We start from the raw sequence: 14,509 nt of genomic DNA, 5'->3' as shown, positions 1-14,509 counted from the left end.
GGCTCGCTCTGAAATCACCCACGCGTCACGCGCAATGAGCCTGTCCAGAAAACGAAGCCGCGGAAAAAAATTTAGTCGGTCACACACCCGTTTTGCGCCGCAATTACGGAGAAAAGACGAAACGACGACAAATTTTCTACATTTTTCGCTTCATGATTTGTCGGGCTGAAACGTCTTGTTTAGAGAGAGCACGAAAAACCTTTCCTGATCAGGCTCTGAAAAGGAGTAATCGCATGTACAACCCGCAACTACCATCGGACGGTAGCCATCCACCACAAGGAGCTTCCATGGGTTCGCACGCTGGCGTATTCGGACAACGGGTCGAGCGTCATGGCAACGAGCGCATCCGTCTGCTGCTGAAAAGTTTCGGCCTGCGCACCAGTCTGATTCGCCTGAAAGTCATCGACGCCCTGCTGGTCGCCGCCGAGGACGACCGGCGCCTGGGCGTTCGCGGTGTGCACAGTCAACTGCTGGACCTGGACATTCCACTGTCCTTTCTCAGCGTGCGCGAAGTGTTGAAGCGCCTGTGTGCCGAAGGTGTGATCACGTTCAACGCCGACAAGAGCTACAGCCTGCATCCACAGGCTGCCGCCGTACTCAACAGCGATTGAAACGCCCGGCAGACGCCGTCAGGGTTTGACCTTGCGGCGCATCACGCCGTTGATCACCACGACCACCACCGCCACACCGATGGCGATGTACTGGAACGTTTGCTCGCTGAGTTTGCCGGCGTTTTGCAGCCACGACAGGCCGAGCATGATCAGCAGTACGGCGAGGGCGATCAGAATCGAATATTTCAAGCGTTGCTTCTGGGTCATTGCAGGTTCCTGAACCGTTGGAATGTATCGGGTTTGTATCGGCGCTGATGCCATGGGCATACCGTTTGACGGGGATGCACCGCGGTAAACGGGGTCTCATGTTACAGCCGATGAAGAGCTTTTGCTTCAAACGGCGTCAACCATGAGGATCCTTGAAATGCTGCGTCGAATCACCTGGCTGATTCCTGTCCTTGCACTGCTCACCCTGAGCGGCTGCATTATCTTTCCCCACGGCGGCTGGCATGGCGATCATCGCCACTATGCACCTGGCCCGGGCTACTACCACCGTTAAGTCATATCCCTGAGCGATACGGCGACTGACGGCCGCTTAAGTACAACAAATGATGTAAGACCAATCAAAATGCCCACGGTAATGTGGGCATTTTTGTGAGATTCGATTTTCCATGCTGTGAGGCATTTCGACAGTCACTGTAGGAATACCGCCTTTCGCAACATAAAGCATAACTTCGTAATAAGCCGTCACACCAACGGCGTAGGAACAATAACTCCCCGTCCCTACCCTTTGCGCTCCCCCTCGACTGTTGTGGATGCGTATGCAAAGAACTCTCATCCCCCTCCCCCCACGCCAGGCACTCGGCTTCTGCTTCGCCATCACGTTGTTCGAATGGCTGACTTACATGGCCAGCGACATGGTCATGCCGGCCATGCTGACCGTCACCCGGGATCTGGAAGCCGATGCCGCTCATATTCCCAACGCGTTCAATCTGTATCTGATCGGTGGCGTCTGCCTGCAATGGCTGATCGGGCCGCTGTCCGACCGGTTTGGCCGGCGCCCGCTGTTGCTGGGCGGTTGTGCGCTGTTCGGCGCGACCTGTGCGGCCACTGTTGCCACGCCCGGCATTGAAGTATTCAACGTCCTGCGACTGTTGCAAGGCATGGGCCTGGGGTTTGTCGTGGCGGTCAGCTACCCCGCACTTCAGGAAGTCTTCTGCGAAGCCGATGCGGTGCGCCTGATGGCGCTGCTGGGCAATGTCGCACTGCTTTCGCCCCTGCTCGGCCCGCTTTTCGGCAGTCTGCTACTGGAATGGCTGAACTGGCGTGAACTGTTCCTCGGTCTGGGCCTGGTCGCGACACTGGCCTGGATCGGACTGTATGCCTGCATGCCAGAAACGATCGGCGTTGTCCGCCACGATGGCGGTCAGCAAGCGCCCATCCCCTTCTCCTTTCGCCAGATCTGCAGCCGTTACCTGGCACTGCTGCGCAATCACCGGTTCGTCGGCATCTGCCTGGCACTGGGTCTGATGAGCCTGCCGCTGATCGCCTGGATCGGGCTCGCACCGCAGTTGCTCGTCCAGTTGCTGGGACTGACTACACGCGAATATGCGCTGTGGCAGATTCCGGTGTTCGCGGCGGTGATCGTCGGCAATCTGATCCTGGATCGACTGCTTGCCTCACGAGATCTGCCGCAAGTGATTCATCTGGCGCTCTGGCCGTTCTGCCTGGGTTTGCTGACCCTGATCGCCACCGCGCTGACCAGCCTTTCCCTTGCGGGATTGATGGCCGGCCTTGCGCTGTATGCCTTGGGTCTGGGCATGAGCAACGCCGCGCTGTATCGCCTGGCACTGTTTTCCAGTGATGACAGCAAAGGCCTGGTCTGCGCCGCGACCGGCATGATTTCGATTGTCGTGATGGGTGTCGGTGGCTCGCTGATTGCTGCCATCGGCGGCGGCTCACGTCTCGAATCCTTCGCCATTCTGGCGGCGCTGGGCGGTTTGCTCAGCCTGCCTTTGCTGTACCGGTTTTTACCACACGTCCCCACAGACTCCGTCTCTTCAACATAACGACAAGGACGCCTGATGAACCACTTCCCCCACAGCGACGCGCTCTGCGCGTTGACGCAACCCTATTGCCCGGATTCCGTACCGGACGGGCTGTTTAACCAGGCCATGGCCGAGATCAGCCGGTTTCACAGCCAGCACACCCCCGGCTACGAACACTGGCTGAATGCCAATGGCCTGACCGTGAGTGACCTGGATCACCTTGACGACTGGTCGCGGCTCCCACCCGTTTTCGCCAGTTATTTCAAGCGCCAGGCTTTGTTCAGCACCACCGCAGCGGACGCGCTGGAACTCACGTCCTCCGGCACCAGCGGCGAAAAAAGCCGCATGCGTTATGACGAACGCAGCCTGAGCGCAGCCCAGAACATGGTCGAGCGAATCTTCCAGCATTATGGCTGGAACACTCCGCAAACCCCGTGCAACTACCTGCTGCTGAGCTATGAACCCGAAGGCAGCATCAGCCTGGGCACATCCTTTACCGATCAGTTCCTGTGCCGGTTCGCGCCCGTCAATCGTGTCGCTTACGCACTGCGCCGAACGGGTGGCGGTCATGAATTCGACAGCTTTGGCGTGATCGCGGCCTTGCAGTCCTTCGCAGAAGAAGGCTTGCCGGTTCGGATCTTCGGCTTCCCTGCCTTTCTCTGGCAGACCCTGCAACGCATGCAGGCCATCGGGGTGGCAGACCTGCAACTGGCAGAAGGTTCACTGACTCTGTTTGGCGGTGGCTGGAAAACCCATGCGGCGCAAGAGATTCCCCGCCAGCAACTGTACGCGCGCATTCACCGCCAATTGGGCATCGAGATATCCCGCTGCCGCGACGGCTACGGCGCGGTCGAGCATGCGGTGCCTTACCTCGAGTGTGCTTGCCATCATTTCCATGTACCGGTCTATTCGAAGGTGTTCGTGCGTCATCCGTCCGACTTCACGGTTCAGCCTTATGGCCGTCAGGGCTTGTTGAGCTTTGTCTCGCCTTACATTTCATCGAGCCCGGCGCATGCGGTGGTCATGAGCGATCTCGCCACCCTGCATCCTGGCGCCAGTTGCGGCTGCGGGCTGCCCGGCGACTGGTTCGAACTGCATGGCCGCGCAGCCACCACGGCCGGTCGAAGCTGCGCCATGGCCGCCTCTGAACTGCTGGGGAAACATTGATATGTACCTGATCAACGGACAGCTTCACGACGACTGCACTTTGGAACGCGCACTGGAGCAGCTTTATCCGGATTTGCCACAACGGTTGGCCAGGGCGCTCGACACAGCGACTGTACTTGGCGCCGTCGCCAGGTTTGCCGAACGCCTGCAAGACCTGCACATGACATTGCCCATCGATCCCGAGCAACGTCAGTCACTGATCGATTTCTGCCAACCCGATGCGCTGCGGCGCAAACTCGAGCGCGAACTCGGCGAACAGCCGGGCACCCTGCGCCGCATCGATTATCGCCAGTCGCGCTTTGAACGCTGGAGCCCGTTGGGCCTGGTGGTTCACATCACCCCCGGCAATGCGCCGCTGCTGGCCTTCTGCGCGGTGATCGAAGGCCTGCTGGCCGGCAACGTCAACTGGTTGCGCCCCAGCAGCAGCGATCAGGGTGTGACGGCGCAATTGCTTCATGGATTGGTGCAGTGTGATGCGACCGGCCAGATCGCCGCGCATGTCGCCGTCGTACCGGCCAGCACCGCACAGATCGGTCAACTGTGCCAACAGGCCAACGGCGTGTCGGCCTGGGGCGGTGAATCGGCGCTGCAAGCCATCCGCCAGCAACTGGCGCCCGGATGTCGCTGGATCGACTGGGGCCACCGCATCAGCTTCATCTACCTGACACCGGCAGCGGTCTCGCCGCAAGCCTTGGACGCCGTGGCCGATGAAGTCTGCCGCCTCGACCAGCAGGCCTGCTCCAGCCCTCAATGGCTGCTGGTGGACAGTGATGACGAAAGCCTCTTGTGCTCAATCGGCGAGGGATTGGCCGAGGCATTCGAACGCCGCGCCCGACACTGGCCGGCGCTGCTGCTGTCGATTCAGGAGGCCTCGGAAATCACCACCCGCATGGCGATGGCGCGACTGGCCCACAGCTTTGGCGGGGCCATCGGCCAGGTCTGGCAGGCGCCGGACTGGCGCATCATCTGGACCCACGATCAGCAATTGAACCCCTCGCCGCTGTTTCGCAGCCTGCTGCTCAAACCTGTGCCGCGCGCACGGATCACGGAGGCGTTGTTACCCTGGCGAAACATGCTGCAAAGCGCCGGGCTGATATGTGCCGAACACGAAAAGGCCGGACTGGCCCGGACGCTGATTGCTGCGGGCGTCACACGGATTAGCCCGGTGCAGGCGATTCACGATGGCTACGAAGGTGAGCCCCACGATGGCGTGTATGCCTTGCAACGCCTGAGCCGGCGCGTATCGGTCAGCCTGCCGGCCACGGCACTGGCAACCCGTGCCACGCTCGATCCGCTGCCGACGCCACCTGGCGTGGCCAATCTGCCGATCATGAGCAAGGACACCTTTGTCACTCGTCCGATCCATCCGGCGGCGCGGTTGTATTTCCGCTCCGGCGGCAGCAGCGGCACCCCGGCGCTGGCCGGTTACAGCTACCGCGATTTCGATCGGCAGATGCGCGCAAGCGCCGACGGTTTGTTCGCGGCGGGTCTGGACCCGAGCCGCGACCGGGTGATGAACCTGTTCTTCAGCGGCGGACTGTATGGTGGTTTCTTCAGTTTCTCCAAGGTGCTGGAACTGCTGGGTGCCACGCACCTGCCGATGGGCGCTCCGGCCGATGACGATTACCGCGAGATCGCACAGATAATCATCGATCAGCGCGTCACCGTGCTGGTCGGCATGCCCAGCACCCTGCACCGCTTGTTCCTCAATGAGCAGGTACGGCTACGCGAATATGGCGGGATCGAAAAGGTCTTCCTCGGCGGCGAACACCCCGGTGAACAAAGCCTCGCACTGATGCGCGACTGCGGCGCCAGGCTGATCCGCTCGGCCGTTTACGGCAGCGTCGACGCCGGCCCCCTCGGCCATGCCTGCCCGGCCACCGGCGATGGCGTGTTCCATCTGATGAGTGATATCCAGCACCTGGAGATCGTCGAGTTCGAGACCGATCAAGCGGTGGCCGAGGGTGAAACCGGGCGTCTGGTGTTCACCTCCATCGGACGGGAAGGTCAGGACGTTCAGCGCTACGACGTCGGCGACAGTGGTCGCTGGATCCCCGGCATGTGTGAATGCGGGCTGCCCACGCCGCGCTTCGAGTTGCTGCAGCGTCACGGCAGGTTGATGCGCATCGGCACGGACTTCATCTGCCTGTCGCAATTGGCAGAGCATCTGCAGACCGAGTTCCAGTTGATCCTCGAACATGCCCCGGACGGCCTGGAGCGCATGCGCTTTCGCAGTCCACGGCAAGCCGATGATGTTCAGCAACGTCTGCTGGACTATCCAACCCTGGCCACGCTCATCCAGACAGGCCTGCTGACCGTGGAAGCAGAGGTCTGCGGCAGCGACCGGTTCACCCGCAACAAACACAGCGGCAAGACGCCGCTGTTGATCGACAATCGGGGCGTTGGTTCTGGCGCAGACAGGCAAGGAGCCAATCATGAACACAGGGTTTGAACTGCAAGAACTGGTGACGTTTGCACGACAGTATTCCGGCTTCTATACAAGCCACTTCGCCGACGTTCCCCGGCACATCACATCGCTGGAGCAACTGCCGGTAATTGACCCCGTGGAATACTGGAAAGGCAGTCATGACCTCGACCAGTGGCCTGTCCTGACGGCTGCGCTGAATGACGCGCTGGTCTTCAAGACGGGGGGAACCACCAGCGACGGCAAGTTTTCACTGTTCCGTCGTGAGGAATGGCGGACGCTGGTAACGGACTTCGGTCGCAGTCTCGGCGCGCAGTTGAGCGCAGGGGACCGAATCGCCAACCTGTTCTTTGTCGGTGACCTGTACGCCAGCTTCATCTTTACTCACGATGCGCTGGCACATGTACAAACCGAGGTCGTCGAGTTTCCCTTCAGCGGCCATGTCGACTCGAGCCTCCTGACCGATGCAATTGCCCGGCACCGAATCAATGTGCTGGCTGGGGTGCCCGCTCATTTGCTGAGCTTTACAGCCTGGCTCGAACAGAACGCCCGGACTCTCGAGGGCGTCACCACCCTGCTCTACGCCGGCGAAAGCCTGTTCGATACACAGTTGCAACGGCTTGAGCGGGTGTTCCCCAACGCCCGTATCGCTTCCATCGGCTACGCCAGCGTGGACGCCGGGTTCATCGGCGCCAGCCATCTTGACTGCGCACTGGGTGAACACCGGGTTCCCGAAAGCCACAGCGTGCTGGAAATTCTCGACGAACAGACCGGTGAGGTCATCGAAGACTGCGACCAGGTCGGCCGCCTGGTGATGACCAACCTCACGCGCCGGTTGATGCCGTTGATTCGCTACCCGGTCGGCGACCGTGCCTGTTGGCGTGAGCCCCTCGGCACGCCTCGGCGCAAGTTCGCGCTGATGGGTCGCTGCGCCGACAGCCAGCGTGTACGGGTGGGCATTCTGACCCTGCTTCCGCAATCGATCGGTGAGACTGTGCGACGCGTCACCCACAGCGACGATTGGCAACTGGTGATCGAGCAGGATGGCGCCATGGATATCCTGCGCCTGCACTGGGCACCGGACGCCACGTCTGCGGCAATGGCTGAAGCCGATCGAACGCTGCACAGCGCCTTGATCGAAGACTATCCGTTGATCGAACAACTGAGCGCCGATCGCCTGCTGACGTTGCAGATTCGATGCTGCACGGTGCAGGAACTGGCATGCCATCCTCGCTCCGGCAAACGTCAGCGTGTACTGGATCGGCGCGTTTACGACAGCCGTGGCGCGGAGCGTTACTGATGGACACGATTACCCTGCGAGGCTACCGCACCAGCGATGCTCCGGCCGTCAGCCGCCTGTTCAGAAAGATCTACGGCGACCATTACGCTCAGCCGCATGTCTACCTGCCCCGAATGATCAGTCAGAACCATGCCGACGGCCGCTGGCACTCACTGGTGGCGGTGGCGAACGATCAGGTGGCGGGGCACACCACGTTGATTCTCGACAAGGCATCGTCCATCGCCGAACTGGCCCTGAGCGTGGTGGACCCACAGATCCGCGGCCGGAATGTTGCCACGCAACTGGGCCGGCATTTGCTGATCCATGCACAGGCGCTTGGTTATCAGGGCGTCACGATCAAGCAAATGACCCATCACCGCTACACCCAGAAAATGGCGGCCAGCCTTGGTTTTCACAACACCGGCTTACTGCCCGATCATGCACCCTCGCCCTTTGGCGATGCGGTGACGGAATCGCTGGTACTGGGTTATGCGCCTGTCGACGGCTATCGGCGCCCGCTGCCGGCCTTGACCTGGCCGGATGAATGCCATGAGTTCATGCAACGGATGTGTGACGTGTTCGGAACGCGGTTGCACGCGTCGCCCTGGATCGGCGTTGCCTCGCAGCTGGAACAGCGCTGGGGGCGATATGACGGGGTTTTCAGCGAAATGGACGACAGTTTGCTCAAGCAATTGCAGCAACTGCCCGCCCATTGGCTGATATCGATCAGGCTCAGGCTGGCGCAGGGTTTCGACAACGCCTGGCGCCGGCTGTCGATGATGGGGTTCGTGTTCAGCGGGCTGGCACCCGATGACAGAGGAGAAGGATGGCTCGCGCTGTTTCATCGCGGGTTTCAGCCCAAATCCCTGACATTGCATTGCCCGCAAATGCAGCGATTGCATGACGATATGCAGCGGCAGATCGCCTCGCCCTCTAAACTCCACGCCTGCGGCAATCGCCCATAAACGAAAGGGCCAGCCCCGTTGCCGGGGTTGGCCCTGTCTGTCACGCCTTGGCTTTTATGCCTTGATCGGTAGGAGGCTTGCGCTCCCCGCCCTGACCGTAAGTCTGCAGGTTCTGCAGTACGTAAATGGCTTTCTTGTACTCGGGGATCAACGTATTCGCGTACTTGTTGCCCTTGAGATTGTTGTTCTGGATGGTATCCAGTTGCGTCGCGAAATACTCCAGTGCATTGAACTTGGCATCCGGATCCTTCTGTACGCCGAAGCGATCAAACTTGTCGCCGGCGTTGAGCAGGGTCATGGACGTGATCTCGGAAATCAGGCCCCGACCGCGCAGCATTGCACTCAGACTGCCCAACTGTTTCGCCGAAACATTGGTGGGATCGAAACCCTTGATGTTCTTGTGCAGCCCCTGCTTGTCCATCTCCGCGATGCTGATTGCGTTGGGGTCGTTACCGACCAGCGCCAGCATCTGCTTGACCTTCACGCTTTGAGACACCGGTTTGCTCGAACTTGCAGTATCGCGAACCAGCAAACCCGCCTTGCTTTGCCAGGCACCGGTATATCCGATAGTCATGAGCAAGCTCCTTGCGAGAGAACCATGAAAATTTCCTTGTTGAACACTTGAGTTGTCCGGAGTATCGGCCGGCAAACTAGTGGCACCAACTCATTTCTGCACTTTTTTACAATTTTTGTACATTCAAGATACAAATCCGCAACAGGCCCGGAAACATTGGACTAGAGCGTTTGAGGCGACTGGAGAGAAGTGGGTTTATTACTCTAATGTTCGACACGGTTAGTTCCGTTGTGTCAGGCCGGATACATCCATCGGTCGGGATCGTTTCTTTTAGGACGAAAGTACCTAAAGCTTCTCGAAGACCCGACGATACGCTGGGAAACCCGCGCTGTTTTTCCCCTGCCCACAATAAGAATCCCTGCTCAAGGACCGGTTTCCATGCCCGCATTCCGCACCATTCAGGCTCGCTACACGCTGTTTCTGGTTCTGTTCATTCTGCTGCTGTCGGTGCTCACCGTGGTTGGCATCAGCCAGTTGGTCGCGCCCAAGTTGCGCCATACCGAAGAACAAGTCGTGCTCAACCGCATTGCTGAAGTGGCCGAGCAGATCCAGGGCGAATTGAACAAGGTCCAGGCGCAACAGCGCAGCATCACCCAGACCATCCCGCTGCTCGACAGCGCGGCCATCGACACCGTGTTGCCGGGACTGGTGGATCAATACGGCGAGCTGAAAGTGTTCGGCGGCGGCATCTGGCCGCTGCCCGGCCAGCGTGAGGCCGGACGCAACAAGTTCAGCACGTTCTGGCACCGGGATGCCTCCGGCAAACTGGTGGTGAACACCTTCTGGAACAGCGACGCGGCCCCCAACTATTACGACCAGAGCTGGTACAAGGGCGGCATGCAGACCCCGCGCGGCCAGTGCGCCTGGGCCGCCGCCTACAAAGATGACGCCAGCGCCGAACCGCGCACCAACTGCGCCATGGCCATCCAGAAAAACGGCAGCGCCTGGGGCGTCTCGACCATCGACGTGACCCTGGGTTTCTTCAACGATCTGGTGGCGCGCAAGGAAAAAGACCTCAACGCCGAAATGCTGATCGTCGAGGCCGACGGCAAGATCATCAGCAACAGCTCGCGCATCAGCGGGCCGATCGTGCTGAAGAACATCAGCGAACTGGCCGGCGGCTCGACCTTCGCCAGCCAGGTCAAGGCCGGGCTGCAGAATCGCGAGCAGGCGCAACGCGTCGAATTCGACAATAACGGTGAAGCCAGCACCTTCTTCATGCGCCCGATCGAAGGCACCCCGTGGTTCCTTGCCACGGCGCTGCCGACCAAAATGCTCACCGCCCAGCGTGACGACGTGCTCAGCAGCCTGAGCCTGTTGCAGATTCCGCTGGTGATCCTGCTGGTGCTGCTGCAGGTTTACGCGATCCGCCAACTGGTTTCGCGCATGAAAGCGCTGAAAGCCAATATCGATTCGCTGTCCAGCGGTGATGCCGACCTGACCCGGCGCATCACCATCCGCGCTGAAGATGAACTCGGTGCCATCGGGCATTCGGTCAACACCTTCATCGCCTACCTGCAGAACATGATCGGCGAAGTCACCCAGGCCACCGGTGCCATGGCTTCGAGCCTCGACAACCTGCAACGCACCTCGGCGCACACCAGCCAGATTCTGCTGCGCCACGCTTCGGAAACCGACCAGACCGTTACCGCGATCAACGAAATGAGCTCGACTGCCGAAAGCGTCGCGCAAAATGCCGCCGAAACCGCCGCCTTCACCCAGCGCGCCAACGAAAACGCCGACCGCTCGCGAGTGGTGGTTGGCGAAGCGTCAAGCAGCGTGGTCGCGCTGATCGACGAAGTGGCCAGCGCCACCCACAAGGTCGAAAGCATGCAGCAGGACGCCCAGCGCATCACCGAAATCCTCGGGGTGATCGGCGCCATTGCCGGCCAGACCAACCTGCTGGCGCTCAACGCTGCGATTGAAGCGGCGCGTGCCGGTGAACAGGGTCGTGGTTTTGCGGTGGTGGCGGACGAAGTGCGTGCCCTCGCCGCCCGCACCCAGGCCAGCACTTCGGAAATCAACGAAATGTTGAGTCGTCTGACCCAAGGCGTCAGCTCGTCGGTCAGCGCGATGGAAAACACCCAGGCCAGCTGTCAGTCGGCTGCGGACGCCACTGCGCGAGTCAACAGCGGCCTGGACGAAATGGCCGGTTCCGTCAGCCACATCAACAGCCTCAGCACCCAGATCGCCACCGCTGCCGAACAACAAAGCGCGGTCACCGAAGAGATCAACCGCAGCATGGTGCAGATCCGCCACATGGTCGATGAACTGGTGGAAAGCGGCCAGGCCAGTGAACTCAACACCCGCCAGTTGCTGGAAGCCAACAGCCGGGTGAGCGCGATCATGGGGCGCTTCAAGGTGCGCTGACTGTTTTGTCATCTTGCGCTCAGTGGCCTGTCAGCTTTGATCTATGATCATGTTGGCAGGCCTGCCTTGTATCACTTGGAAACACTCCGTTGATGCCCGGCAGGAAAAACCGGTCAAAATGCCTTCCTTTTTGACCGTTCCTTCTTCGAGCCGAGAGCCCTCCATGCGAAACCACCTGCGTCTGGCCGCCCTGAGCGCCCTGTTCATCTCCTCCCTGGCGCAAGCCGCCGACCTCATCCCGATCGAAGTCCACCGCGACGCCAACTGCGGCTGCTGCAAAAAGTGGATCAGCCATCTGGAAGCCAATGGCTTCAAGGTCGAAGACCACGTCGAATCCGACATGAGCAGTTTCAAGCAACAACACGGCGTACCGCCACGTCTGGCGTCCTGCCACACCGCGATCATCAACGGCAAATTCGTCGAAGGCCATGTGCCGGCGGAACAGGTGCTGGCCCTGAGCAAGCGTGACGACCTGCTCGGCGTTGCCGCACCGGGCATGCCGATGGGTTCGCCGGGCATGGAAATGGACGGCATGAGCGATGCGTATCAAGTGATCGGCCTGAAGAAAGACGGCGCCGATGTGGTGGTGGCGGATTATCCGGCCCATTGATGACGGCGGGTTATCTCGGGCTGTTCCTGGCCGCCTTCGGTGCGGCGACCCTGTTGCCGCTGCAATCGGAAGCCGTACTGGTCGGGCTGCTGGTCAGCGATCGTTACTGGCTTTGGGGGCTGCTGGCCGTGGCCACGCTGGGCAATGTCCTCGGCTCGCTGGTGAACTGGTGGCTGGGACGCGGGCTGGAACGGTTTCAGGACCGGCGCTGGTTTCCGGTCAGCCCCAGACATATGGAGCGCGCCCGGGTTCACTATCAGCGCTATGGTCACTGGTCGTTGCTGCTCAGTTGGTTGCCGGTCATTGGCGATCCGCTGACGCTGATCGCCGGGGTCATGCGCGAACCCCTTGGGCGATTCCTGTTGATCGTCACACTCGCCAAAGGCGCCCGCTACGGGGTGCTGGCGATGCTCACCCTCGGCTGGCTCGGTTGAACGATCGGGCCCGGACATTGCCTGTGTTTAACGTCGCCCTAATCCGGCCGTTCCAGCATCGGCCGATTTCTTCTGGAGTTGTCCTATGTCTGTGTCGCTGACCCGCTGGCTGCCCGGCCTGCTGCTGACCGCCGCCCTGCCCCTGATCGCTCACGCCGAAGGCCCGCAATACGGCCCGCAGCTGCAAGGTTTCGAGTATCCCTACACCCTCAAGCACTTTGCCTTTCAATCCCAGGGCAAGTCGCTGCAGATGGGTTACATGGACGTCGCCGCCCATGGCAAGGCCAACGGGCGCACCGTGGTGCTGCTGCACGGCAAGAATTTCTGCGGCGCCACCTGGGACAGTTCGATCAAGGCCCTGAGCGAAGCCGGCTACCGGGTGGTCGCCCCGGACCAGATCGGTTTCTGCACCTCCAGCAAACCCGATCATTACCAGTACACCTTCCAGCAACTGGCAGCCAACACCCAGCAACTGCTCAAGACGCTGGGCATCCAGAAGGCCACCCTGCTTGGCCACTCTACCGGCGGCATGCTCGCCACCCGTTACGCGCTGCAATACCCGGATCAGGTCGAGCAACTGGCGCTGGTCAACCCCATCGGCCTGGAGGACTGGAAAGCCCTCGGCGTGCCGTATCGCAGCGTCGATCAGTGGTATCAGCGCGAATTGAAAGTCACCGCCCAAGGCATTCGCGACTATGAACGCACGACCTATTACGACGGCCGCTGGAAACCCGAATTCGACCGTTGGGTCGACATGCTCGCCGGCCTGAGCAACGGCCCTGGCAAGACTCAGGTCGCATGGAACTCGGCGCTGATCTACGACATGATCTTCACCCAGCCGGTGTACTACGAGTTCAAGGACCTGAAGATGCCGACCCTGCTGCTGATCGGCACTTCCGACACCACCGCCATCGGCAAGGACATTGCGCCGCCCGAAGTGAAGGCGAAAATCGGTCACTACGAAGTGCTGGGCAAGCAGGTCGCAAAACTGATTCCTCAGTCCACGCTGGTGGAGTTCCCCGGCATGGGCCACGCCCCGCAGATGGAAGAACCGGCGAAGTTCCACGAGGCGCTGCTGGGCTGGCTGGACAAAACCAATCCCGTTCGTTGAAGAGGTAACGCTGATGGCCTTGCAGATTGCGGTGATCGATGACTGGCAGGACGTGGCCCGTGACGTGGTCGACTGGTCGGTGCTCGACAGTCTCGGCGAAGTCACCTTCGTCCATGAGTACCCGGCGGACAACGCCGCGCTGGCCGAGCGTCTGGGCCGGTTCGAAGTGATCTGCGTGATGCGCGAACGCACGCGCTTTGATGAAGACCTGCTCAAACGCTTGCCGAACCTGAAGCTGCTGGTCACCGGTGGCATGCGCAACGCGGCGCTGGACATGCCGGCCGCGGCCCGTCTCGGGATCAAGGTCTGCGGCACCGACAGCTACAAACACGCGGCGCCGGAACTGACCTGGGCGCTGATCATGGCCGCCACCCGCAATCTGGTGAACGAGGCCAACGCCCTGCGCGCCGGCCAGTGGCAGCAAGGTCTCGGTGGCGACCTGCACGGCAAGACCCTCGGCATTCTCGGGCTCGGCAGCATCGGCCAGCGGGTGGCGCAGTTCGGTCAGGTGTTCGGCATGCGCGTCATCGCCTGGAGCGAAAACCTCACCGCCGAGCGCGCCGAACAGGCCGGCGTCACTTATGTCAGCAAGCAACAGTTGTTCGAACAGGCTGACGTGCTGTCGGTGCACCTCGTGCTCAGCGACCGCAGCCGGGGCCTGGTCGATGCCCAGGCGCTGGGCTGGATGAAGCCGACCGCGCTGCTGGTCAACACCGCGCGCGGACCGATTGTCGACGAAGCAGCGCTGATCAAGGCCTTGCAGAAACAGCGCCTTGGCGGTGCAGCCCTCGACGTATTCGATCAGGAACCGCTGCCGGCCCTGCACCCGTTTCGCACCCTCGACAACGTGCTGGCCACGCCGCATGTCGGCTACGTCAGCCGCCAGAACTATGAGCTGTTCTTTTCGCAGATGATCGAAGACATTCAAGCCTGGGTGGCGGGAAACCCCATCCGGCTGTTGAACTGATCGGACGC

The 14,509-nt window shown here is 60.9% G+C and carries 14 protein-coding genes; 12 read left to right on the top strand and 2 right to left on the bottom strand.

The window, feature by feature from the left end; all coding sequences use genetic code 11:
* Positions 1–233 precede the first annotated feature (233 nt).
* The gene (locus KJY40_RS14645) at positions 234–611 is read left to right on the top strand and encodes a fe2+ zn2+ uptake regulation protein (protein ID WP_230730773.1); all 378 of its coding nucleotides are present in this window, start codon (positions 234–236) and stop codon (positions 609–611) included.
* Between the two features lie 18 nt (positions 612–629).
* Here KJY40_RS14645 and KJY40_RS14640 read toward each other — a convergent pair whose 3' ends face one another.
* On the bottom strand, positions 630–818 hold the full coding sequence (locus KJY40_RS14640; protein WP_039768149.1) for a hypothetical protein: 189 nt from the start codon (positions 816–818) through the stop codon (positions 630–632).
* 142 nt (positions 819–960) lie between these two features.
* Between KJY40_RS14640 and KJY40_RS14635 the strand changes: the two genes are divergently transcribed.
* The 6 genes from KJY40_RS14635 to KJY40_RS14610 all read left to right on the top strand — a co-directional run bounded on the left by KJY40_RS14635 (position 961) and on the right by KJY40_RS14610 (position 8,435).
* Positions 961–1,110 (top strand): hypothetical protein, encoded by a 150-nt coding sequence (locus KJY40_RS14635; RefSeq protein ID WP_230737785.1) that lies wholly within the window; start codon positions 961–963, stop codon positions 1,108–1,110.
* A 262-nt stretch (positions 1,111–1,372) separates the two neighbouring features.
* Positions 1,373–2,620, top strand: coding sequence for an MFS transporter (locus tag KJY40_RS14630; protein WP_230730772.1), 1,248 nt, complete (start codon positions 1,373–1,375; stop codon positions 2,618–2,620).
* Positions 2,621–2,635: 15 nt separating this feature from the next.
* On the top strand, positions 2,636–3,766 hold the full coding sequence (locus tag KJY40_RS14625) for a LuxE/PaaK family acyltransferase (RefSeq protein WP_230730771.1): 1,131 nt from the start codon (positions 2,636–2,638) through the stop codon (positions 3,764–3,766).
* A 1-nt stretch (position 3,767) separates the two neighbouring features.
* Positions 3,768–6,218, top strand: a complete 2,451-nt coding sequence (locus tag KJY40_RS14620) for an aldehyde dehydrogenase family protein (RefSeq protein ID WP_230730770.1) — start codon at positions 3,768–3,770, stop codon at positions 6,216–6,218.
* A complete protein-coding gene (locus KJY40_RS14615) occupies positions 6,202–7,491 on the top strand; it encodes a phenylacetate--CoA ligase family protein (RefSeq protein ID WP_230730768.1) in 1,290 nt (429 codons plus the stop codon). Before KJY40_RS14620 ends, KJY40_RS14615 begins: the two co-directional genes overlap by 17 nt.
* On the top strand, positions 7,491–8,435 hold the full coding sequence (locus tag KJY40_RS14610; protein ID WP_230730766.1) for a GNAT family N-acetyltransferase: 945 nt from the start codon (positions 7,491–7,493) through the stop codon (positions 8,433–8,435). Before KJY40_RS14615 ends, KJY40_RS14610 begins: the two co-directional genes overlap by 1 nt.
* Before the next feature lie 40 nt (positions 8,436–8,475).
* Here the strand turns inward: KJY40_RS14610 and KJY40_RS14605 are convergent, their stop codons facing one another.
* Positions 8,476–9,009: a hypothetical protein gene (locus KJY40_RS14605; protein WP_230730758.1), complete on the bottom strand. Its 534-nt coding sequence runs from the start codon at positions 9,007–9,009 to the stop codon at positions 8,476–8,478.
* A 378-nt stretch (positions 9,010–9,387) separates the two neighbouring features.
* On the opposite strand from KJY40_RS14605, the gene KJY40_RS14600 reads away from it, so the two are divergent.
* The 5 genes from KJY40_RS14600 (at position 9,388) to KJY40_RS14580 (ending at position 14,501) form a co-directional block, all read left to right on the top strand.
* Positions 9,388–11,379, top strand: a complete 1,992-nt coding sequence (locus tag KJY40_RS14600) for a methyl-accepting chemotaxis protein (RefSeq protein WP_230730756.1) — start codon at positions 9,388–9,390, stop codon at positions 11,377–11,379.
* 163 nt (positions 11,380–11,542) lie between these two features.
* Positions 11,543–11,989 carry a DUF411 domain-containing protein gene (locus KJY40_RS14595; protein WP_007957572.1) on the top strand — a complete coding sequence of 149 codons (447 nt, stop codon included), beginning with the start codon at positions 11,543–11,545 and terminating at the stop codon, positions 11,987–11,989.
* Positions 11,989–12,423 carry a YqaA family protein gene (locus tag KJY40_RS14590; protein WP_085667105.1) on the top strand — a complete coding sequence of 145 codons (435 nt, stop codon included), beginning with the start codon at positions 11,989–11,991 and terminating at the stop codon, positions 12,421–12,423. The genes KJY40_RS14595 and KJY40_RS14590 overlap by 1 nt, the downstream gene beginning before the upstream one ends.
* Before the next feature lie 85 nt (positions 12,424–12,508).
* A complete protein-coding gene (locus KJY40_RS14585) occupies positions 12,509–13,534 on the top strand; it encodes an alpha/beta fold hydrolase (RefSeq protein ID WP_230730754.1) in 1,026 nt (341 codons plus the stop codon).
* 13 nt (positions 13,535–13,547) lie between these two features.
* Positions 13,548–14,501 (top strand): D-2-hydroxyacid dehydrogenase family protein, encoded by a 954-nt coding sequence (locus KJY40_RS14580; protein WP_230730752.1) that lies wholly within the window; start codon positions 13,548–13,550, stop codon positions 14,499–14,501.
* Positions 14,502–14,509 lie beyond the last annotated feature (8 nt).

The sequence above is a fragment of the Pseudomonas fitomaticsae genome, assembly GCF_021018765.1.
GTDB classification, from domain to species: domain Bacteria; phylum Pseudomonadota; class Gammaproteobacteria; order Pseudomonadales; family Pseudomonadaceae; genus Aquipseudomonas; species Aquipseudomonas fitomaticsae.
Note: the sequence above shows the minus strand (reverse complement) of the source record. Positions and strands in the feature narration are given on the sequence as shown.